Genomic DNA, 22,650 nt, shown 5'->3' with positions numbered 1-22,650 from the left:
CTTTGGATCACGGGAAGAGCTCGGCCTCTCCCAGACTGACGCCCAGGCGGTCTTTGCCGGACAGCTCCGGGGCAGCCTCGATCGGCCATTCGATGGCCAGCTCGGGATCGTCCCAGGCAATGCAGCGCTCGTGCTCGGGTGCCCAGAAGTCGGTGGTTTTGTAGAGGAATTCGGCGCTTTCGCTGATGACGACGAAGCCGTGGGCGAATCCTTCGGGGATCCACATCTGCAGTTTGTTCTCGGCGCTCAGTACCTGACCTACCCAGCGGCCGAAGGTCGGCGAGTTGCGGCGCAGGTCGACGGCGACGTCGAATACCTCGCCGTGGACCACCCGCACGAGTTTGCCCTGGGCCTGGCGGATCTGATAATGCAGGCCTCGCAGGACATGGCGGGCTGAGCGGGAGTGGTTGTCCTGGACGAACTCGACCGGATAGCCCACGGCCTGCTCGAATTTTCGTTGATTGAAGCTTTCGAAGAAGAAGCCTCGGCTGTCGCCAAAAACCTGTGGTTCGAGCAGCAATACATCGGGAATCGCCAGCGGAGAGACTTTCATCAGTAGACCGTTTGCGTCAGAAGGCGTTGGAGGTAAAGGCCATATCCGCTCTTGGCCAGCGGGGCGGCCAGGCGTTGCAGCTCTTCGGCGCTGATCCAGCCCTGGCGGAAGGCGATTTCTTCGGGGCAGGCGACCTTGAGCCCCTGTCGGTTTTCCAGGGTTGCGATGAACTGGCTGGCGTCCAGCAGCGATTCGTGGGTACCGGTGTCGAGCCAGGCGTAGCCGCGCCCCATGATTTCGACCGACAACTCGCCTCGTTCCAGATAGGCGCGGTTGACGTCGGTGATCTCCAGCTCGCCGCGGGCCGAAGGGCGAATGCTCTTGGCAATCTCGACCACGTGCTGGTCGTAGAAGTAGAGGCCAGTTACGGCATAGTTGGATTTGGCCGTCGTCGGCTTTTCTTCCAGGCTGATGGCCTTGCCCTGGTCGTCGAACTCCACCACGCCGTAGCGCTCCGGATCGTGCACGTGGTAGGCAAAGACGCTGGCGCCGGTGTCGCGCTGCATGGCACTGACCAGCAGTTCCTGGAAGTCGTGGCCGTGGTAGATGTTGTCGCCCAGCACCAGGGCGCTGAGGCTGTTGCCGAGGAACTCTTCGCCGATCAGGAAAGCCTGCGCCAGCCCCTCAGGGGACTCTTGCACCGCGTACTGCAGCTCCAGCCCCCAGCGCCGACCATCGCCCAGCAGTTGCTGGAAGCGCGGGGTGTCCTGGGGGGTGGAGATGATCAGGATTTCCCGGATACCGGCCAGCATCAGCGTGCTCAGCGGGTAGTAGATCATCGGCTTGTCGTAGACCGGCAGCAATTGCTTGGACACCGACAGCGTGGCCGGGTGCAGTCGGGTGCCTGACCCGCCAGCGAGGATGATGCCTTTGCGCTTCATGCGACATTCTCTCCGATCAGCTCGGTCAGCATGCGCCGGACGTGGAACTGCCAGTCCGGCAGGTGGAGCCCGAAAGTCGAGCAGAGCAGGGTTGTGTCGAGCCGGGAATTGGCGGGCCTTGGCGCGGGGAGCGGGTATTCGTGGGCCATGATCGGCAGGACGCGTGCGTCGTCCGTTCGCAACGGCAGGCCAAGGCGCGAGGCTTCTGCGATGACGAAGCGAGCGTAGCCATGCCAGCTGGTTTCTCCGCCGGCCGCCAGGTGGTAGAGGCCGCCAAGGCTGTCTGGCTGCGGATGAATGCGCAGTTGCCCCAGTACCTGGGCGGTGACGTCCGCAATCAGCTCGGCGCTGGTGGGTGCGCCGATCTGGTCGGCGACGATGCGCAGTTCTTCTCGGTCCGCCGCCAAGCGCAGCATCGTCTTGGCGAAGTTGGCCCCGCGTGCGGCATAGACCCAGCTGGTGCGGAAGATCAGATGGCGGCAGCCGCTCTCGCGGATGGCCTGCTCGCCGGCCAGCTTGGTGCGCCCGTAGGCGTTGAGTGGGGCCGGCTGGTCCTTTTCGCGAAACGGCCGATCGCCCTGGCCGTCGAACACGTAATCGGTCGAATAATGCACCAGCCAGGCATCCAGCTCGCCGGCCAGACTGGCCAGCAGGCCGACGGCCTCGGCATTCACCCGCTGTGCCCGCTCGGTATCGGTTTCCGCCTTGTCCACCGCCGTGTGGGCGGCGGCGTTGACGATGATGGCAGGCCGCTCGCTCTCGATGAGCTGGCGCAGACCGTCGAGGTCTTCCAGGTTGCCGCGCTGGCGGTCGCAGACCGTCAGGCGGCCGAGCGGCGCCAGTGCGCGCTGCAGCTCCCAGCCGACCTGACCGTTGGCGCCGAGAATCAGGATATCGTTCATGCGTACTGCTGGCTCAGCCACTCCCGGTAGGCGCCACTGGCGACGTTCTCGACCCAGGCCTGGTTGTCCAGGTACCAGCATACGGTCTTGGCTATGCCGGTTTCGAAGGTTTCCGCCGGCTTCCAACCCAGCTCGCGCTCCAGCCGGGTGGCATCGATGGCGTAACGGCGGTCGTGGCCAGGGCGATCCTTCACGAAGCTGATCTGCTCGCGGTAGCTGCGACCGTCGCTGCGCGGCGCCGCCTGGTCGAGGGTGTCACAGATGTGGTGCACCACTTCCAGGTTGGCCTTCTCGTTCCAGCCGCCGACGTTGTACGTCTCGCCCACTTGGCCAGCTTCCAGCACGCGGCGGATGGCGCTGCAGTGGTCCTTGACGTAGAGCCAGTCGCGGATCTGCTGGCCGTCGCCGTAGATGGGCAGCGTTTCGCCTGCGAGCGCGTTGCGGATTACCAGGGGGATGAGCTTTTCGGGGAAGTGGTATGGCCCATAGTTGTTCGAGCAGTTGGTGGTAAGCACCGGCAGCCCGTAGGTATGGTGGTAGGCGCGCACCAGGTGGTCGGATGCCGCCTTGGAGGCGGAGTAGGGGCTGTTGGGCTGGTAGGGGTGCTGCTCGGTGAAGGCTGGCGCCTTGGCTTCGAGAGTGCCGTAGACCTCGTCGGTGGACACATGGAGGAAGCGGAAATCGGCCTTGCGCCGTTCGTCGAGGGCATTCCAGTAGGCGCGCACGCCTTCGAGCAGATGGAAGGTGCCGACCACATTGGTCTGGATGAAGTCTTCCGGACCTAGAATCGAGCGGTCCACATGGGACTCTGCGGCGAAGTTCAGCACCGCGCGAGGTTGGTGTTGTTCCAGTAGCTGGGAAACCAGGCGGGTATCACCGATATCGCCCTGCACGAACTGGTGTCGGGTATCGCCGTCGAGGCTTGCCAGGTTTTCGCGGTTGCCGGCGTAGGTCAGCTTGTCCAGGCTGACAACGGCTTCGTCGTGTCCGGCCAGCCAGTCGAGGACGAAATTGGAGCCGATGAAACCAGCGCTGCCTGTTACGAGGATCGTCATTGGGTCACAGCCTCTGCATAAGCGATGCGGCAACCAGTCCAAGGTTGCCGGGAAGCGTTTGACGGTAAACGCCTGACTGGCTGATCAGCGACAGCTTGCGATACAGCGGCGCGCGGCGCGCACTGCCGAACAACTCGAGGATCTGCTGGTTTTCGTGGGTCAGGTGCTGCCTGAAATGAGAAACCGCCTCCAGATTCACGTCGTTCCAGTGTCGGAACGTTCCTTTGAGCATGCGTTGGAGACGAACGAGTCGGTCCCTGACACTCGAGTTCGAGCCTATCAGGTTGTTGCCATGTTGGCGGTAGTTGATCGCCGGATGTGCATCGTAATTCACGCGGCCGCCGCAGCCGGTCACGATGATGTACGCCCACCAGTCGTGGGAGATGATCGGCAGGTGGGCGGGCGTCAGGCTGAGCAGTTGCGCAGTGGTGGCATTGAACAGCATGGTGTTGCCGCCAGCAATGCTCTGCACCAGGGCATTGGCGAAGCTGGGGGCGCGACGGAACAGCGGCGAGAAGCCGATGCCCAGGCCGTTGGCGTCGATCAATCGGGTACGAGAGCAGTACAGCAGGGGAAGGCTGGCCGGATGCGAGGTGGCCCAGGTCAGGCCGCGCTCGAGTTTGTCCGGCTGCCAAAGATCATCCTGGTCGCAGAACGCGAAATAATCGGCCTGGCCGCGGGCGCGTCTGATAGAGGAAAGGAAGTTGGCGGCAAATCCCTGGCGTGGCCCTGCGTGGATTTGCAGGCGAGCGGGTCCCAGGAGGTGCTGGTATTCGTGGAGAATCTCCAGCGTGGCATCGCTGGAACCGTCGTCCGAGGCATGAATGACCCAGTCCTGGCATGTCTGGGCAATCAAGGACTCCAACTGCTCGCGAAGGTAGGAGGCACCATTGTAGGTCGACAGAAGAATGGCGACCTTGGTCGGGCGGTTGGGGCTTGTGTCAGACACGGCAAGCGCTGAATGCTGTCTTTCCAAAGCGGCATCCCCTGCTTCTTATTAGTTATTTATCGCTTATATGACGCAGGATAAGTGTCTGGGTTGCGGCCGGGCAACCCTGTTTGCGGATGACTGGTCAGTCAGTTTCCCTGTGGCCGGCTAGCCCGTTGGTGAAGCACTTGTCGATGATTGTGCTGGCCGCGTCATAGCCTCTGGATCAGCTCGATAAAGCGAGCGCGGACCTTATCCTCGGAGAAAACTGATTTGCAGCGTTGCAGCGCTCCTTCTCCCAGAGTCGCCAGCTGCAAGGGGTCATTCTGCAAGGCGATGATGGCTTCTGCGAGCTTGCCCGGATTGCCGGCTTCTACCGTGACGGCTGCCTCGGCATTTGGCGCAACCCAGTTCACGCCAGTTTGCAGCCAGCAGTTGATGACGGGTTTCGCACAGGCCATGGCATCCAGTTGCGCAATACCAAAAGCTTCGGAGTAATAGACCGACGGGAAGAGAAATATCCGCGAGTTGCGGATGAGATGGTATTTCTCGACGTCGCTGACGAAGTCATTGATGAAGTGCATCCGCTCCGGGAAGTCCTCGGCAAGCTTCCAGAACCGCTGTTCTTCCGGACCGATCCCAAATACCACCAGATTGACTGGCGCTCCACGGGCCATGATTTGGCGAAATGCGGCGTCCAGCGATTCGGTGCCCTTGTAGCTCACAAGCCGGCCGAAGAAAACGCAGTAGCCTTCCCGTTCAAAATGCTCGGGCAGGGCATGCTCGGCCCTGCGGGACAGGCAGTGCTCGATGTACGGAAGGTCAACTGTGTAGGGAACGGGTGTGATCTCCCGGGAAATGTCACTAAGCACTTCGGAGTGTTGGCGTAATGCCGGGCTGCCGGTGATGACCAGATCAGCGTTGCGCACGGCAAAACGATCGAACAGGTAGGTTATTCGTTTGAGATAGCGCTGGCGGTAGACGTCGCAGTGATAGCTGACCACCGTCTTGCCCTTGATCAGCCAGCATGTAAGGAACATTGCCAGGCTGGCGGAGGGGAACTGCAGGTTGATATGGGTGATATCGGCCTTGCGCGATTGCAGCAGGAAATGCCAGAAGAAGGCGAAGCTCAAGGGAACCGACAACAGGTTTCCCAGCGATGCGGCGCGCAGCACCCGAATGCCGTCGACCCGTTCCTCTCGGGTGCGGATCATGCGCTCATTGGCGCAGCACAGCACGGTTACTTCGTGACCGCTCTCGTTGTACCAGTGGGCGTATTGCTTGACGGCCGTTTCGATTCCGCCGGTGGATGGGGCGTAATACTTGTTGACCAGCAGGACTCGCTTTTTCGCCATCGTTGTTCTCAGGAAGGGGAATTCGACTCCACCATCCCGCTGAGGTCACTGAAGCTGACTTCTCCTGGGGCGGCGTGCCGACTTGTCAATGGTATTGCTGAATGACCCGGCGATAGACGTCCAGAGTATGATAGCCGCACGCATCCCATGAATATGTCCGCGCTCTCAGAACTCCTCGCTGGACACGTGCAGCTGTTTGGTCTGGGGCGGCAAGGACTTCGTTCATGGCCGCCGCGATCGCCGACTCGTCCAGCGGATCGACCAGCAACGCAGCATCTCCGGCCACCTCTGGCAGTGATGTGGTGTTGGAGGTGATCACGGGGCATCGCGCTGCGAATGCTTCGATCACTGGCAGCCCGAACCCCTCATAGAGCGAGGGGAATACGACTGCACTGGCGCTCTGTAGCAGTGCAAGCACGCCATTGCGGGGAAGATAGTCGAGCCATCGCCCTTCGCCTCTGGATTCGAGGGCGCGCAATTGCGGTATCAACGTTTCCGCTCTCCAGCCTGCGCGTCCCACGACAACCAGTGGGTGTGCTTTGCGAAGATGCGCCGGAAGACTCTGATGGGCGGTCAGGACCCGCTCGAGATTCTTGCGCGGCTGCAGTGTGCCAACGCACAGGAAGAAGCCAGGTCTCAGGGCATTCTCCTGCAGAACCTGCATTAGTGCGGCTTCTTCGATTCGCTCGAAGTAAACCGGATCCACCCCCAGGGGCGTGACCGATATTCGCTCGGCGGCAACGCCGAGGTGTTCGATCAGGTCTCGTTTGCTGTACTCGGAGATCGTGATGATGTGATCGCTTCCCCGAACGGTTTGACCGAAAAGCCAGTTCTTGGCGCTTCTTAACCGGGGGGAGACCCACTCAGGATGTAGCAGTGGAATCAGATCCATCACATTGGCCACGACCGGTATCCCCCGAAGGCGAGGGATATGGTGGTCCGTTGCATGAAACAGATCGATCTGCTGACGCAGAGCTTCAGACTGTCGACGGGGGGCGCCAAAGACTGTCGAGCACAACGCATGAACAGGGAAATGATTCGCCAGAACCTCAGGGCGACCGCATTTCAAGTCGGGCATGCGGCTGCCGAAAGCATATGTCTTGCAGACGAATTCGGAGCCAGGCTGGACTTCATGGCGATGCAGGCTTTCCCATAGGGCCTTGGTGTAAACGCCGATTCCATCCAGATGGCCTGCCAGGGTTCCCCTGGCCCACTGCGTCGCGCCCAGCCCAACCCTCATGAAGTGCTGGTGCCTGCAGCTCGTCGTTGCTCCGCCAGCATGTCTTCCAGAGTCTGCTTCAGGTCGTGTCTGGGGGTGAAGCCGGTAGTATGCGCCAGGGCCTCGTAGCTGCCGCGCAGGACCGGAATTTCATTGGCTCGAACGAAGGCAGGATTAACCTGCACAGTGATCTTGTAGCCGGCCAGTTCCTCCATCATGGTCAGCACCTCACGCAGCGCGACAGCCTTGCCGGAACAGACGTTGATTTTCCTGCTGTGCACATCGGAGTCGAGCAGGTGCAGATAGGCTTCCACTACATCTCTGACGTCTGAGAAATCACGGCTTACATCGAGATTGCCCAGTTCAATGACAGGCTTTTGCTGTGCGAAATGGCTGACGATCTTCGGAATCAGGAAGCGATCGCTCTGGCCCGGCCCGGTGTAATTGAACGGGCGCGCTATGACGATGGGCAGGCGGTCGAACCAGTTCGCAACCATGTGCTCCATCGCCAGCTTGCTGCAGGCGTAATGATTGACTGGGGCGGGGCAGATGTCCTCGGAGATGACCTCGATGCCTGGCGTGCCATAAACATTGGCGCTACTGGCAATCAGCACACGCTTCGGCGATTTCTCCAGTTCGGCGAGAGCGCTGAGCAGGTTGAGCGTGCCGAAGACGTTGACCCGGTAGAATGCTTCCTGGTCTTCATGGCCGACGAAGGCAAGAGCGGCCAGGTGGATGACCCAGTCGGGCTGAGCCTTCTGAATGGCGGTACGGACGGCCGCCATGTCAGTCAGGTCGCATGCCAGGGTTTCATCTGCATGGGTGGCCTCGCTGCCGAGGCCCACTACATAGAACCCGCGTTGCTTCAACGCGTCGACCATGTAGCTTCCGGTGAAGCCCGAAGCGCCTGTTACCAGAGCGGTTGGCATGCGTATCCCCTTAGAACGAGAAGCCTTGTTCGTTACGGCGTAGATCCGCTTCGACCATCATTCGGCAGAGCTGTTCCAAGTTAGTGGTAGGTTCCCAGCCAAGTTCCCGCTTGGCTTTCTCGGGGTTGCCGATCAGCAGCTCAACTTCTGCTGGGCGATAGAACTTCGGATTGATCGAGACGACCACCTTGCCGGTCGCGGCGTCGATACCTTGCTCGGCCTCTGCGCTACCCTTCCACTCCAGGTCAACGTCGGTGGCCTTGAATGCCATGCTCACGAAGTCGCGCACGGTCTCGGTACGGTTGGTTGCCAGCACATAGGTATCGGGCTTGTCAGCCTGCAGCATGCGCCACATGCCCTCGACATACTCCTTGGCAAAGCCCCAGTCGCGCTTGGCATCGAGGTTGCCCAGTTCGAGGCGTTCCTGTTTGCCGAGTTTGATCTTGGCGACAGTGTCGGTGATCTTGCGGGTCACGAACTCACGGCCGCGCAGCGGCGACTCGTGATTGAAGAGAATGCCGCTGCTACCGAAGATGTCGTAGGACTCGCGGTAGTTGATAGTCATCCAGTGGGCATACAGCTTCGCTACGCCGTAGGGGCTACGCGGGTAGAACGGCGTTTCTTCGATCTGCGGAATGGCTTGCACCTTGCCGAACATTTCGGAAGTGGATGCCTGGTAGAAGCGGACTTTCGGATTGACGATGCGAATGGCTTCCAGCAGGTTCACCGCGCCCAGGCCGGTGATTTCGGCGGTCGTCACTGGCTGCTCGAAGGACACGCCCACGAAGCTCTGTGCCGCCAGGTTGTAGACCTCGGTGGCTTCGGTGGTCTGCAGCAGGCGGATGCTGGTGGACAGGTCTGTCAGGTCGTATTCGACCAGGTGCAGGTTCGGGTGCTTTTCAATGCCCAGCTCTTCTATCCGCCAGAAATTGACCGAGCTGGTACGGCGGTAGGTCCCGTAGACCTTGTAGCCTTTCTCCAGCAGCAGCTGAGCGAGGTAGGCCCCATCCTGGCCAGTAATCCCGGTAACGATAGCTTTCATCAGTATCCTATTCCTTTACTTGAGGCGTGCACCTGGAAGCAGCCAGCCATACACAAGAGGCGCGATCATAGCTCCGAATATTCGGAGTGACCAACGTGAAACACCATTCCTCCAGCACTTTCCGATAAGGGTGCACTGGAGCGCTTGAAACCGCCTGAGAGTCAGTCGCGATGGGGTCTTGAGGCAGTGATTCGATATTTGATCCCGGCAAGCTTGCGAGACGTTGAATGCGATGTCTTGATAGCAGGCTGGCTCGATCACGCCACTCCGGGAAGAGAGCGGCGCTGCGAGAGGGTCGACTCAACCGAACTACGACACCATGCCGTTACGAATGAAGATTCTTCAGAGTTGCTCCGCGACGGCAGTGGCAAAGACTCTCGATACAGTCGGGTTGACCTGCAAGGTGCGCATTGCTGCCCCGAAAGGTGCCCCATCATGCCAAATGAGCGGTGCTCTGCGAGGCAGAGCTTCGTACTGCGACGGCGGATTGAAAAATGGCCGCTCCCGTATCGCTCCAGCGTACTGGGCGATAGTCACTTCGGATGATTTCCTGACGACTTTCCACCGCCTGTGGGTTCTTGATGTACCACGCGATCCGCTCCGCCCAGGCATTCTCGTCTTGAGGTGAAAGGTACTCGATCAGGTTGCCACCTACCTCTGGAATCGAGGCTGCATCGGATGCCAGGCAGAATCGGCCATAGGCCAGGCTCTCTGCGACAGGAATTCCCCAACCCTCATAGAGCGAAGGGTAGGTAGTAAAGAGGCAATGCCGGTAGAGGTGGGCGAGGTCGCTATCAGAAACATTCTGCAGACGAAGTATGTGGGATTGGATCGAAGGCTCCTCCAGATCTTGAATGAGCTGGTCGACTCCCCAGCCTTGCATTCCAACGAAGATCAGCTTGGGGAGATCCTTATGTCCTGCCGACAGCAGCCTTTTGTAGGCCTGATAGAGAACCTTGTGATTTTTGCGGGCTTCGATCGTGGAAACGAAGAGGATGTAGCGCTCGTTCAGTAAATCGGCAATTTCGGCAGAAGGAAGTTGAGTTGCAGAGGCTGGAATATCGCCTCCGAGACGCACGGTACCCAATGCCGGAACAGGAGCCCCGACACTGTGCAGATAGTCCAGCAGGTCATTTCGCGAGCATTCCGAGTTGCATAGGATCAGATCGGCGCACCAGGCGACATCAGCAAAGTAACTCGGGAACTTCTCGGGTACGCCGGGTACGCAGTACTCAGGCATCAGGATGGGAATGATATCGTGGCAGAACAGAATGACTTTTAGTTCAAGGCTCTTCTTGAGAGTGTAGAGAACCGACAGGTCCTTCTGATCCCAGTCGATACCCAGAGAAATGTAGGTGTCACCCTTACCGAATGGCGAGGCTGACTTGTGATGTGTCCGCGCCGCTGCCGTGGCGGCGGACTGGACGCTCTCACCAATCTGAGGTTGCGGGCTGGAGAACTTGCGCACAATGGACCGGCACTGGAGCGCCCAGTGCCTGGCTTGTAACTGGTAGCGCCCCGGCAGCCTGGCGATGGTTTTACGCCCCCAGCGTTCAAGGCGAACCTCCAGCGGCTCCGTCGGTGGCACTGCTGATTTGGGCAACGCCACTGCTGCTGCGGGTTGGGCTGACTTCGCGTGGCCGCCCGCATCGAGTCGAGCCAATGCTGCAAGCGCTTCCTCGCGAGAGACTTCGTAGTAGCTGCTGCTTTCGCGCTCGAAGCGGCAAAGCCGTACCGGATGATCCTCTATGCCGAGGAAATGTCGCAGGGTTTCTGCTTCAACACGCACAATGCCCAATGCCGGCCGTCCCCAGGCCAGGGTTGTAGTGATATCTAGCCAGATACTCATTGGACCTTCCAATTTTCATTCAGCAGGTTCTTTACACGCTCAGGTAGCGCGGCAAGGCTGGCGGCCCAGGTCAGTCGCTGGCGAAGCCTGCGGTCGACTTCTCGTCCGGATTTCGGGGCCCCGTCCTGCGCTAGCGTTTGCCGCAGGAGTTCCTGGAAAGTCTGGGGTGAGTCGGCGACGGAGATTCCGGGCAGTTCACGGAACTGCTCGAAACCGCGCAGTGCAGTGCTCGTGCAAATCACAGGCTTGCCAGAATAGAGCGCCTCGGCAGTCTTGATGTTCGATCCGCCGCCACCGCCTATTGGGAGAAGGAAGGTATGCGCAAGATGCTTGACCGCAATCAGGTCGTCATCATCGAGAACACCGAGGATCTGCAGACGAGATGCATTCAGTCGCCCCCAGGGCGAAGCCAGTAGTATTCTCTCCAGATGCAGTCCTACACCGCCTGCAATCACCAGCCGCGACCCAGGAGGAATGCACGCCAGTGCGTCGCCGACTGAAGCGATGAAGCCGGTGTAGTTTGGCGGGTGTGCACTGGCAACGAAGAGCGGCCATGGCGCCTGCGGCAGGCGAGCTCGCCATCGCTCCAGAAGCTGCGGGTCGGCCGACCAGGGATTGATACCGTTCGGTGCTGTAAGAACGGTTTCGGCGCCGTAGGCACACAGAACGTCAGCGTCTTCGTCGGTTACCGCTACGCTCAGATCGGCATTGCGTGCCGCTTCCTGCTCCAGACTCGAAATATCCTGAATGGCTTCCACGACGATGCGATCTGCACCTTCTAGTATCTGCTGCTTCATAGGTGCTTCGATGTTCTGCGAGCTGAACACGACGCGTGCCTGCTTGCAGAACGCGACCTCAGCCTGCAGTCGTTTCGCCAGCGGATAGAACCAAGGCTGTTCAACGACTATGGCGTCAACTGGGCAATGGATGCTGTCGGCAATATGCCGAAAGACCTGCTCATCCCCGGTCGCGAAAGAGGACATCAGGAAATCGGAAAGCTCAGGAATGCTGCGGCCTTTGTAAAGGCGAAACGGGCTTTGCGAAGGGAATGCGATGTCACCCGAAGAAAGCTCATCGTGCCTGTAAGCTTCCGACTGATAGAAGCCGATAGACCGTACATCGAAGCCATGTTCGCGGAAGCGCTGGCAGATTGCGGCTGTCCGCAGTTGCCCACCATGGCGGGGCTTGCGGATGGGATACGGTGCAATGACCAGGGCGAGCGGTCTGCCTGAGGCCGCCCCCGAGGCCGTCGAGATGGACGGCGCTGTCGGGTGACGAGGCGCACCAGGCAGCACTGCCTCGAGCAATTGCTGGGCGCTCTGTGCCCAGTTCAGGTGCGTAATGCCCTCCGAGCTTGGCGCGACGCCATCGTTGTTCAGGTCGAGCCAGGCGGTAAGGCTGGTTGCAAGGTCTTCGGCGGAAGTCCCGGAAAAATAGTGCGCATGGTCCCCCGCAACTTCGCGGAAGACTGGGATATCGCGAGCTACGATAGGACGATGATGCCTTGCGGCTTCGATGAGAGGTAAGCCGAAGCCTTCTCCCTCGGATGCCATCAGGAGGCACTTCGACTCCGCATAGATCCGCTCGAGATATTCATCACTGACTCCACTCAACCAGAACAGGCGTTTGCCCTGCTCGGGATGCCTGTCGAGAGCCGTCGCAAGTGCGTCGACTTCCCAGCCGCGCTTGCCGACGACCACCAGCGCGACATCCTTTCCTTCTTGCCAGAGCTGCTCGAAGGCGGCCAGCGCCTGGGCATATCCCTTGCGGGGTTCGACCGTGCCCACCATCAGGAAGCTTGGGCGTACCGCCATATTTTTCAGCACGCTCTCCGCATTGGTCGGGAAGCCGCGAGTAGGTATCGAGTTCTCGATATCAGCCCCCAGATGGAACCAGTTCAGTGCGAAAGGTTTGCGCTCGGGTGGACGACGGGAAGACATCCAGTCGGAAAGTTCATCGGCTACCGCCTTTGATATGCAGATTGCGCCATCGTTCTCGATCACGACCTCGAGCCAGCGGGCGTGGGAATCGCTGGCACCCGCGGGGAAGGCATGTGGCATGAGTACCGGCAGCAAGTCGTAGACTACGAAGTACACCTGTACGCCGATATTCCGTAGATGCCGGTAATACTCTCTGCACTCGGGAATAACTTGTGGTTGGAGATCAAGTCCCAGGAACAGGTCGCCGCTCTGGGGTTCGATGGCAGAGTCATCCGCGGTCCCATTGCCATCGCCCATGAGATGGCGAGCGAAGCTGTCCGCATAGTGGTAGCAACCGCTGCCGTGGAATGACTGGACGGCGCGGACTTCGAAGCCCGCCGGTGGATTGACCAGCAATTCACGCAAGATGGATCTGGTAACCCGCTGGATGCCCGTACCGCTGTCACGCTGTACCAACTCGGAGATATCAACGAATAGTTGTGGGACACGATCGATTGGGGGATGGTTCTGTGCCACGTCCATGCACAGCAGGGCCTGATCTCGATCGGTTAGGCGTGCCACGCAGTTCGACGAGCCCAAAGCATCGAGCAGGCGAGTCTGTACCTTTTGTGGCGCGAGGTCCGGGAGCGGGATCTGCTGGGCGACTGCATACAGTTCTTCGAACGTTTTCAGGGCGGTCCCTGCGGTCTTGTCCCAGGAGAAGCGTTTCCTTTGCTCCTGGCCGTAGGCTTGAAGGTCCGCGCGAAACTCTTCCGACCCTAGTACTTCGGCGATCTTGCCTGCAATGGAGTGCACATCCAGCGGGTCGAATAATGCGTCTTCCCGCCCGATGACCTCTGGAAGGCTCGATGTGTTGGCGGCAATCACCGCAGCGCCACAGGCCATCGCTTCCAGCGCCGGCAGGCCAAAGCCCTCGTGCCAGGAGGGAAATACGAAGAGGTGGCACAGGTTATAGAGCTGATGCAGTTCCTGATTGCTCACATACCCTGTGAAGATCAGTTCATCCTCACGCAGGCTCGCCATTCGCGCATGATGTTGCAGATGGTCAAGATCAACCTGGGAGATCTTGCCGGCCAACAGCAACTGATGGGTTGTGCGCAGGTGTGGCGGCAAGGCAGCAAAGGCCTGGATCAGCCGTGGCAGGTTCTTTCGCTCGTCGGCTCCGCCTGCATACAGCAGGAACGGTCGGGTCAGGCCGAATTTCTGCTTCAGGGCATTGGCAGTCGATTCGGAAATGTCCAGTGGGTGGAAGTCCGCCTCGATGGCGGTGGACATATTGACGATGCCGTCGTCCGCGAAACTCAGATTCTCCAGGCCTTCATTGCGGGCGAATTCCGAGATTGCCAGGCACGCGGCAGCCCGTGTCAGATGGCCGATCTTGCGTTCGTAGTAACGCCCATAATCGGGGTTGGGGCGGAGATACTGGTCCGGATTCAGCAGCGGAATAAGATCGTAAAGGGTCGCGGTAACTGGCGTTACCGTGTCCAGGCGGCCAATGCTGACGACGGCGTTGTCGGTGAAACCCTCGAACAGGCTGGTGACGTGGATCACGTCCGGTTTCAGACTCGCCAGAAATGCTTCGCGAACCAGTTCGGCGGCGTCTCTGCGGTCCTGGTTCTCTGCGTGGACTTCCTGGACCGGGCCGGGGGCGTTCCATACACGGATGTTCTCCGCAGGAAGCAGGTCATGAAACGCATCACGGATAGGCTCAATGGTGTCCGGAAAGAGCCCGCTCAGCACCAGGATGATCTCGTGGTCGCCGCGATTGCGGACCAGAGCCTGGGTGAAGGACAAGGTATAGCGGCCTATACCGCGGAAGCGACTTTCCGTTTGCGCTCCCTGCATGTCGACTACGATGCGCATCAATCGTTGCTCTTATCGCGAATGGCTTGCTTGAGTTCCTGATAAAGCTTTCGAGCCCGCGGGCTCATCCTGCTCAGATCCGCAGCGGCGACTTCCCGCGCCTTCTGCGGTGCGATGACAGGAGCGTGCCCCACTAGTCCGTGAGCGCCAGCGATTCGGCGGAGGCGTTCATAGAGTCGAGGATGCTTGCGCAATTGGGTCATCACGCGCTGGCGCGTTTCCGGGCGTTTCAGCACGAATCGCATTGACGACACCAGCCCTTGCTTGCAAGCCGCCTTGGCCTGGCGAACTGGATTGCGAAGAGCGAGGCTGCTGACGCGCAGTGGATGGGTGATTTTCCAGGACAGGCTGTTTTCCAGTGTTCGGCCGTGGGCAATATGGAGTTGTGCCTGGGCATACCAGTGGTCAGCATTGGTCAGAGCGGCATTGAGCTGCTCGCGCGCGTGATGCAGTTCGATCAGCAACTGTTGGTTCTGCGCGACGCTTTCCATAAGCGAAGGGAGATCGCTCAGCAATCTTCGATTCTGTTCCGCGCTTTCGAGGAGTGGCTGAAGATCTGTCCGTAATGACGCAAGGGCTTGTTCGGCGTTCATATACATTTGGTGAGTATGCTCGTCGGCAGCTTCAATCCGTTGTTCCAGCGCCTGCATGGAGCCGGCCAGCCGATCGTCGTATCGTTGCGCAAGGGTATCGAGCGACAGTCCGTATTCCCGCTCGAAAGCTGGCTGGAAGATCGCCAGCGCTTCTTCCGGAGCGTTTTTCTGCGAGATGACCGCGTAATCGGGGCTTGTGCCGGTAATGACGTCGATCAGGCGTACCTGAACAGCTTCACGCAACTGCTCCGGCTCTTGTAAGCGCAGTAATTTGCTGCGGGCAAAACCGCCGTTTTCTGTGACAAAGCTCAACAGAAGATGGGGGATGGGGCGTTCGTGGGTCGGGTCCATGTAGAAATAGTGACTGCCGACCGCCAGGTTCTCCGCGTTGGGCGTTTCCAGGATGAGCAGCCCGCCCGGACGAAGGACCCGGAGTGCTTCGATGGTGACTTGCAGCAGCAGATCGAAGGGCAGGTGCTCGGCAATATGAAAGCCTGAAACCAGCGCCAGGCTGGCGTCAGGCATTTCGCGCAGAGTGGCCAGCGCATCGCCCTTTCGGGCCGGTAGGCCCAGCTTGACACACGCCTGCAGCATGCCGTCGTCGAGATCGACGCCTTGAGGCTGGGCTCCGAGTTCCAGCAGTAATTCAAGCCATTCGCCACGCCCGCATCCGATATCCAGAGCCGGAAGGTCGGGGTGCAGCGATTTCAGCGGCTCCAGGAAGGGTAGGTAAGCCTTCAGCCGGGTCTTGATCAGTTCACGGGAGCCGCGGTGGCGATCTTCGAACTCACGGTAGAAAGTTCCAATCATCGGCTGCACTCGACATCCAGGGGAAGCCAGGAGAGCCCCACGAATTCTTTCTTCGAGGTATTGACCACATTGAACACCAGCGCGAGATCGCGCCATTCGTAGTTGCAGGCAATGTGAGTATCCATGGTGTGCAGGGCCACGGAAACCGAGTAGGAGCCAACGCCCAGGTTCGCAGGGAAAGTAAATCCGTAGCTTATCGACTCGCCTTCCTTGAGGTCGCGAAGTGCACAGCCCAAGTGGTGAGTGTTGGTTCCGAAGACTGTCTGCCCCAATCGGTCCTTGATGGCGTAACCCACGACGAGTTCGGGAATAGCCTTGTTGATACGTGTGGAGATCGACAGCCTTACCGGCTCGCCAACAGTCACGTATTCGACGGGCTTGTCGGCATGATTGCGCAGACTGATTTGATCGATACTCGCTTCCCCAGTGCCCGAGCGAGTCTGTCGGCTGCCATCCTCGAGCTCGGTAACCGTGACAGTGGCATTTTCCTTCTCGGCGATCAGCGCGTTGTAGAAGTCCATCACCTCTTCCGGTGCGCCATCCTTGATGATCGTTCCTTTCTCGAGAAGGATGGCGCGGTCACACAGCGCCTGAATGGATCCTCGATCATGGGAAACAATGAGTAAGGTGGTGCCTTGGCGCTGGAATTCGCGAATGCGTTCGAAGCTCTTGTGCTGGAAGTAGCTGTCACCTACCGACAGAGCTTCGTCCACGATCAGGATCTCTGGGCGAAACGCAGTTGCGACGGCGAATGCCACACGCATCTGCATGCCGCTGGAATAGGTGCGGACAGTCTCGTCGAAGTACTCGCCAATCTCGGCGAATGCCTCGATTTCGCCTATCGCTCCGGCGATCTGTTCGATGCTGAATCCCATGAGACCGGCTGCATGGTAAACGTTCTGGCGCCCGGTCAATTCTGGGTTGAAGCCCATGCCGAGCTCCAGGATGGCCGCAATCCGCCCGTTGCGTTGAACACTCCCTTCTGTGGGTTGAAGGGTGCCGGTCAGCATTTTCAGCAAGGTCGACTTACCAGCTCCATTCTGGCCAATGATGCCGATAGCTTCGCCTGGCTTGATGTGGAAGCTGACGTGTCTCAGCACCCAGTGCTCCTCGGCGGGGCGGCTTGGCAGGTTGAACCAGGCTGCGACCCGCTGCCACTCGGATCTGTAGGAACGGTAGGCTTTGCCCAGATCGTTGACGCTGAGTAGTTTCATAGCGCGTCCACCATTTCGGCATTGGCGCGCCGGAACATGAAGAGGCCCAAGCCCAGGAGCAACAGGCTGGACAGGCTGATGCCGAGCAGTGAATCGAGCGCCGGAGCGCGTCCATAGACAAGCACTTCGTGGTAGGCGTCGACTACCGGGTAGAGCGGGTTGAAGGCCAGATAGCCCTTGAGCCATTCCGGCAGGATATTGCTCGGGTAGACGATCGGGGTGAACCAGAACAGCACCTGCAAAACGATTGGCACAATCTGTCCGAAATCACGAATGAATACATTGAGTACCCCCATGACCAGGCCGATCCCCATGGCAAAGGCCAGCACCAAGATGGTCAGGGGTAGCAGCCAGAGCGTTGTCCACGACAACGAATGGCCGAGAATGCCGAAAACTACCAGGATGGCGGCGGCCAGGATGAGGTTGTTGACCAGGCTGGAGCCAGCGACGATCGCTGGCAATGTGATGCGTGGAAACATGATCTTCTTGAGCAGGTTCCCATGCTCGAGAAATACCCCGAGGCATCGATTCACCACTTCGGTGAACAGGCTCCAGGCGAGGGTGCCCGCCATCAGGTAAATCGCGTACGCATACTGGTTTTCGATTCCCGGAAGCTTGGCGGCCAAAACGTTGGACAGGACCAGCGCATAGATGGCCACCTGCACCAGTGGATGAATCAGGATCCAGAGGCTGCCGAGCTTGCTGCGGGAGAACTTGACGACAAATTCGTTCTTGATTGAGGAAAATACGAAGTTCCGGTAATTCCAGAGACTTCTGAACATCGAAAACATAGTCGCTCCAGAAAGAGCCTCGAATAAAAATTCACACTGCTGCGCCGGGGCCATTGCGGCTCCGGCGCAGTATCAGGCTGGCTTCAGTTCGGTGCGCGACCGTAATTGTCCTGGAAGCGCACGATGTCATCCTCGCCCAGATAGTCGCCGCTTTGCACTTCGATCAGCACGAGATCGATCACGCCGGGGTTTTCCAGGCGATGTTTGTGCCCGGCGGGGATGAAGGTCGATTCATTGCTGTTGAGCATCCGGGTGCTTTCGCCATTGACCACCTTGGCCATGCCGGTGACCACGATCCAGTGTTCGCTGCGGTGATGGTGCATCTGCAGCGACAGCGAGGCGCCGGGTTTGACCACGATACGCTTGATCTTGAAGCGGTGGCCTTCCTCGAGCGTGGTGTAGGTACCCCAGGGGCGGTGCACGGTGCGGTGCAGAAGGTGGGCGCTGTGGCCTCTCTTCTTCAGTTGCGCAACGATCTGCTTGACGTCCTGAGTGTGTTCCTTGTGGGCAATCAGTAGTGCGTCGGGAGTATCCACCACGATCAGGTTCTGCACGCCGACGAGCGCTGCCAGGCGTTCAGGGCTGTGCACGTAATTGTTGTTGGCTCCGTGCACAAGGACTTCGCCTTCGCAGCGATTGCCGTCCGTATCTTCACTGGTTAGCTCACTCAGGGCATTCCAGGAGCCGATGTCGCTCCAGCCCAGGTCGCAGGGGACCGTGGCGACTTTTGCCGACCGCTCCATCAGGGCGTAGTCGATCGAAATGTCGGGAACCTTCGCGAACAGATCGCCGTCCAGGGTCAGGCAGCGGTGGGCGGGCCCTTCCGCCAGTCGGGAGCCGGAAATCGCCAGGGCGACGGCATCATGGACCTCGGGCGCGTGGGTCTGCATCTCGGTGATCAGTGTGCCGACCCGGAAGCAGAACATGCCCGAGTTCCAGAAGTAGTTGCCTGCCGCGAGGTACGCTTCGGCCTTTTCCTGCGTCGGCTTTTCGACGAAGCGCTTGACCTGCAGCCCGCCCTCCAAGGCATGGCTGTCGCACTCGATGTAGCCGAACCCGGTTTCCGGATACTGCGGTTGGATGCCGAAGGTAACCAGCCAGCCCTGGGACGCGAGGGCGCTGGCGCGCGAAACGGCGTCGGCAAAGGCGTCGGTATTCTTGATCAGGTGGTCGGCGGGAAGCACCAGCATGATGGCGTCCGGACCATGCGCCTGCTCCAGTTGCAGCGCCGCGGAGACCACTGCTGCCGCAGTGTTGCGGCCAAACGGCTCAAGCACATAGCTGAGGCAGCTGGCACTGGCCTTGAGCTTGCGGTACTCGTCTTCGGTCTTGAAGAACAGCTCGCGGTTGGTGACGGTCATGACTTCCGTCACCCCGTCGAGAGCTGTTGCTCGCAGCAGCGTCTTCTGCAGCAGATTCTGCCCATCCGGCAGTGCCATGAAAGGCTTGGGATGGGCCTCGCGAGATACCGGCCAAAGCCGGCTGCCAGCGCCGCCACAGATGATCACAGGGATCAGCATCGATCGTGTCCTTTGAGAAATTCGTCCTAAAGCAGCATCGCCGATCTCGGTCGTTGTGTAGAGCGGAATCGACCCGGAGTCAGGCGCTGCAGAAGATACACAATGAGTTGTGCCACTCATAGCGCCATCAGTCCAGACGCGAATAGGGGCACAACCAAACGCGCTTGGACTTGCAGTAACTCGACTCGTTCCCTAGCAGTGTAGGGAAAATACTGAGTTCATTTAAGGTGTGGCGATTTGATGTTGCACGGAGAAGAAGGCGAAAGGCAGGCGGAAATGAAAAAGCCCGCATGACTGCGGGCTTTTTTGAAGATGGTGCCGGCACCAGGAGTCGAACCCGGGACCTACTGATTACAAGTCAGTTGCTCTACCAGCTGAGCTATACCGGCAAGGAGGGGCGCCATTATAGTCACGGCGCCCTTGGTGTAAACCACTGATTTGTCAGAATGATCCGCAGTTTTCGTCAGTGACCGCCCGCAGTCGCTGCGCCGGGCTTGGCGCCGAAGGGCGGCTTGGCCAGGCAGATGACTACCAGCATGGCGAGGAACAGCCAGCCCAGCAGGGTGAAGTAGTCGATGGTGCTGATCATGTAGGCCTGGCTTTCCACCATCCGTTCCAGCAGCGCGGCGCTGTGCTGGCCGGGGCCGCCGAGCTGTTCGACGGTGGCGCGGGTGGCCGGGTCGTACTGGCTGAGGTTTTCGGTCAGGTAGGCGTGGTGCATGGTCGCGCGGCGGTTCCAGATCCAGGTGGTCAGGGACGCGGCGAAGCTGCCGGCCAGGGTCCGCAGGAAGGTCGCCAGGCCGGAGCCGTCGGCGATCTGGTCGGGCGGCAGGTCGGAGAGCAGGATGCTCAGGATCGGCATGAAGAAGAATGCCACGCCCAGCCCCATGAACATCTGTACCAGCGCGATGTGCAGGTAGTCGACCTCAGTGGTGAAGTCGGCGCGCATGAAGCAGGTCGCCGCCATCGCCAGGAACGCCAGCCCCGCCAGCAGGCGCAGGTCGAAGTTGTTTGCGTAGCGGCCGACCAGCGGCGAGAGGAATACGGGCAGGATCCCAATTGGTGCGGCCGCCAGGCCCGCCCAGGTCGCGGTGTAGCCCATCTGGGTCTGCAGCCACTGCGGCAGCAGCAGGTTCATGCCGAAGAAGCCGGCGTAGCCGCCGACCAACGCCAACGTTCCCACCGTGAAGTTGCGGTGCACGAACAGTCGCAGGTTGACGATCGGGTGCTTGTCGGTCAGCTCCCAGATCACGAAGACCGCCAGGGCGATCGCTGCGATGACCGTGCCGCCGATGATGAAGCCGGATTCGAACCAGTCCAGGTCGTTGCCCTTGTCGAGGACGATCTGCAGGGCGCCGACGCCGATCACCAGCATCGCCAGGCCCATGTAGTCCATAGGCGCGTGCTTGATCACGACTGGGCGAGCACGCAGTTGCTGGTAGACGACCATGGCGGCGAACAGGCCGATGGGTACGTTGATGAAGAAAATCCACGGCCAGCTGTAGCTGTCGGTGATCCAGCCGCCGAGGATGGGCCCGGCGATGGGCGCGACCACCGTCACCATCGCCAGCAGTGCCAGTGCCATCCCCCTTTTCGCTGGAGGATAGATGGAGATCAGCAGGGTCTGGGTGATCGGGTAGAGCGGCCCGGCGACGAAGCCCTGGATGGCCCGGAAGCCCACCAGCATCCCCATCTGCTGGGCGACACCGCAGAGGAACGAGGCGACCACGAAGAGCAGGGTGGCGGCGATGAACAGCCGAACCTCGCCGACTTTGCGGCTCAGCCAGCCGGTGAGTGGCAGGGCGATGGCGTTGCTCACCGCGAAGGAGGTGATGACCCAGGTGCCCTGCTCGGAACTTACCCCGAGGTTGCCGGAGATGGTCGGCAGGGCGACGTTGGCGATGGTGGTGTCGAGCACCTGCATGAAGGTCGCCAGCGACAGGCCGATGGTGGCCATGACCAGGCTGGGTGGGCTGAAGCTGCTGCTGTTGGGCTGGCTCATGACGGTAGTCGGATCAGCGCTGCGCGGTGCTGTGGTTGGCGTCGGCGAGGTTGGCCTGGATCAGCTTCTCGATCAACTGGTCGGCTGAGGCCAGTTGCTCCTGGTACACGTCGGTGGAGAACACCGCCTCGTGCGGCGATTGCTGGGCGAGGGCGGGTCCGCTCTGGTCGTGCAGACTGACGTTGACGTCCATGGACAGGCCGATGCGCAGCGGGTTCTTCGCCAGCTCCTCTGAGTTGATGCGGATGCGCACCGGGACGCGCTGGACGATCTTGATCCAGTTGCCGGTGGCGTTCTGCGCCGGCAGCAGGGAGAAGGCGCTGCCGGTGCCGACGCCGAGGCTGTCGACGGTGCCGGAGTACTTCACTTCGCCGCCATAGAGGTCGGAACGGATTTCCACCGGCTGGCCGATGCGCATGTGCTTGAGCTGGGTTTCCTTGAAGTTGGCGTCGATCCACACCTGGTCCAGGGGAATCACCGCCATCAGCGCGGCGCCCGGCTGCACACGCTGGCCAACCTGCACGGTGCGCTTGGCGACGTAGCCGGTGACCGGCGCAATGATCACCGCGCGGGCGTCGTCCAGGTAGGCCTGGCGCAGCTTGGCGGCGGCGGCTTTGACGTCCGGGTGCGAGGCGATCACGGTGTCGTCGACCAGCGCGCGGTTGGTGTCCAGTTGCTGCTCGGAGTTGGTCAGCGAGCTGCGCGCGGTGTCCAGGGCGTCGCGGGCGTGAGCCAGTTCTTCCTGGGAGATGGCGCCGTCGTTGGCGAGGTTCTGCCGGCGCTTGAAATCGGCCTCGGCCTTGGACAGGGCGACCTTCTTCGTGGCGACGTCGGCCTTGTAGCCGTCGACGTTGCTGAACAGCCCGCGCACCTGGCGCACGGTGCGCGCGAGGTTGGCTTCGGCCTGCTGCAGGGCGATGTCGGCATCACTGGGGTCGAACTTCACCAGCACCTGGCCCTTGTGCACCAGGTCGCCGTCATCGGCGCCGATACTGACCACGGTGCCGGTGATCTGCGGGGTGATCTGCACGACGTTGCCGTTTACGTAGGCATCGTCGGTGTCCTCGTGCCAGCGGCCGTAGAGGAGTTCCCAGGCGACACTGGCAAGGCCGGCGAGGATGACGACGGCGAGCAGGATCAGCAGCCAGCGCTTGCGCTTGGGGTTGCCGTTCGGGGTTTCTTGAGTGGCGGTGCTCATGTCGGG

The 22,650-nt window shown here is 60.3% G+C and carries 17 protein-coding genes and 1 tRNA gene; all 18 read right to left on the bottom strand.

Going from position 1 to position 22,650, the window contains the following annotated elements:
- Nucleotides 1–7: 7 nt before the first annotated feature.
- The 18 genes from rfbC to IB256_RS12975 all read right to left on the bottom strand — a co-directional run bounded on the left by rfbC (nucleotide 8) and on the right by IB256_RS12975 (nucleotide 22,644).
- Nucleotides 8–553 carry a dTDP-4-dehydrorhamnose 3,5-epimerase gene (gene rfbC, locus IB256_RS13060; RefSeq protein WP_192402844.1) on the bottom strand — a complete coding sequence of 182 codons (546 nt, stop codon included), beginning with the start codon at nucleotides 551–553 and terminating at the stop codon, nucleotides 8–10.
- Entirely contained in the window at nucleotides 553–1,434 is an 882-nt protein-coding gene (gene rfbA / locus IB256_RS13055) for a glucose-1-phosphate thymidylyltransferase RfbA (protein ID WP_192293346.1), read from the bottom strand. Before rfbA ends, rfbC begins: the two co-directional genes overlap by 1 nt.
- Complete coding sequence (rfbD, locus tag IB256_RS13050) at nucleotides 1,431–2,336, bottom strand: dTDP-4-dehydrorhamnose reductase (RefSeq protein WP_192293344.1); 906 nt, start codon at nucleotides 2,334–2,336, stop codon at nucleotides 1,431–1,433. Before rfbD ends, rfbA begins: the two co-directional genes overlap by 4 nt.
- Nucleotides 2,333–3,391, bottom strand: a complete 1,059-nt coding sequence (rfbB, locus tag IB256_RS13045; protein ID WP_192293342.1) for a dTDP-glucose 4,6-dehydratase — start codon at nucleotides 3,389–3,391, stop codon at nucleotides 2,333–2,335. The genes rfbD and rfbB overlap by 4 nt, the downstream gene beginning before the upstream one ends.
- A gap of 4 nt (nucleotides 3,392–3,395) precedes the next feature.
- Nucleotides 3,396–4,340: a glycosyltransferase family 2 protein gene (locus IB256_RS13040; RefSeq protein WP_285887220.1), complete on the bottom strand. Its 945-nt coding sequence runs from the start codon at nucleotides 4,338–4,340 to the stop codon at nucleotides 3,396–3,398.
- A gap of 191 nt (nucleotides 4,341–4,531) precedes the next feature.
- A complete protein-coding gene (locus IB256_RS13035; RefSeq protein WP_192402842.1) occupies nucleotides 4,532–5,674 on the bottom strand; it encodes a glycosyltransferase in 1,143 nt (380 codons plus the stop codon).
- 85 nt (nucleotides 5,675–5,759) lie between these two features.
- Entirely contained in the window at nucleotides 5,760–6,914 is a 1,155-nt protein-coding gene (locus IB256_RS13030; protein ID WP_192402840.1) for a glycosyltransferase family 4 protein, read from the bottom strand.
- On the bottom strand, nucleotides 6,911–7,822 hold the full coding sequence (locus IB256_RS13025; protein WP_192402838.1) for an NAD-dependent epimerase/dehydratase family protein: 912 nt from the start codon (nucleotides 7,820–7,822) through the stop codon (nucleotides 6,911–6,913). Before IB256_RS13025 ends, IB256_RS13030 begins: the two co-directional genes overlap by 4 nt.
- 10 nt (nucleotides 7,823–7,832) lie before the next feature.
- A complete protein-coding gene (gene gmd, locus IB256_RS13020; RefSeq protein WP_192402836.1) occupies nucleotides 7,833–8,864 on the bottom strand; it encodes a GDP-mannose 4,6-dehydratase in 1,032 nt (343 codons plus the stop codon).
- A gap of 433 nt (nucleotides 8,865–9,297) precedes the next feature.
- A complete protein-coding gene (locus IB256_RS13015; RefSeq protein ID WP_192402833.1) occupies nucleotides 9,298–10,713 on the bottom strand; it encodes a glycosyltransferase family 4 protein in 1,416 nt (471 codons plus the stop codon).
- Nucleotides 10,710–14,516, bottom strand: coding sequence for a glycosyltransferase (locus IB256_RS13010; protein WP_192402831.1), 3,807 nt, complete (start codon nucleotides 14,514–14,516; stop codon nucleotides 10,710–10,712). Before IB256_RS13010 ends, IB256_RS13015 begins: the two co-directional genes overlap by 4 nt.
- Complete coding sequence (locus tag IB256_RS13005) at nucleotides 14,516–15,919, bottom strand: class I SAM-dependent methyltransferase (RefSeq protein ID WP_192402973.1); 1,404 nt, start codon at nucleotides 15,917–15,919, stop codon at nucleotides 14,516–14,518. Before IB256_RS13005 ends, IB256_RS13010 begins: the two co-directional genes overlap by 1 nt.
- Entirely contained in the window at nucleotides 15,916–17,133 is a 1,218-nt protein-coding gene (locus tag IB256_RS13000; protein ID WP_192402829.1) for an ABC transporter ATP-binding protein, read from the bottom strand. The genes IB256_RS13005 and IB256_RS13000 overlap by 4 nt, the downstream gene beginning before the upstream one ends.
- Complete coding sequence (locus IB256_RS12995; RefSeq protein WP_192402971.1) at nucleotides 17,130–17,924, bottom strand: ABC transporter permease; 795 nt, start codon at nucleotides 17,922–17,924, stop codon at nucleotides 17,130–17,132. The genes IB256_RS13000 and IB256_RS12995 overlap by 4 nt, the downstream gene beginning before the upstream one ends.
- Nucleotides 17,925–18,007: 83 nt before the next feature.
- The gene (locus IB256_RS12990) at nucleotides 18,008–19,444 is read right to left on the bottom strand and encodes a mannose-1-phosphate guanylyltransferase/mannose-6-phosphate isomerase (protein WP_192402828.1); all 1,437 of its coding nucleotides are present in this window, start codon (nucleotides 19,442–19,444) and stop codon (nucleotides 18,008–18,010) included.
- A 313-nt stretch (nucleotides 19,445–19,757) separates the two neighbouring features.
- Nucleotides 19,758–19,833, bottom strand: a tRNA-Thr gene (locus IB256_RS12985).
- A gap of 74 nt (nucleotides 19,834–19,907) precedes the next feature.
- The gene (locus IB256_RS12980; RefSeq protein ID WP_151188596.1) at nucleotides 19,908–21,446 is read right to left on the bottom strand and encodes a DHA2 family efflux MFS transporter permease subunit; all 1,539 of its coding nucleotides are present in this window, start codon (nucleotides 21,444–21,446) and stop codon (nucleotides 19,908–19,910) included.
- A 13-nt stretch (nucleotides 21,447–21,459) separates the two neighbouring features.
- Entirely contained in the window at nucleotides 21,460–22,644 is a 1,185-nt protein-coding gene (locus tag IB256_RS12975) for an efflux RND transporter periplasmic adaptor subunit (RefSeq protein ID WP_192293314.1), read from the bottom strand.
- Between the last annotated feature and the right edge of the window lie 6 nt (nucleotides 22,645–22,650).

The sequence above is a fragment of the Pseudomonas sp. PDM17 genome (genome assembly GCF_014851985.1).
In the GTDB taxonomy this organism is placed as follows: domain Bacteria; phylum Pseudomonadota; class Gammaproteobacteria; order Pseudomonadales; family Pseudomonadaceae; genus Pseudomonas.
Note: the sequence above shows the minus strand (reverse complement) of the source record. Positions and strands in the feature narration are given on the sequence as shown.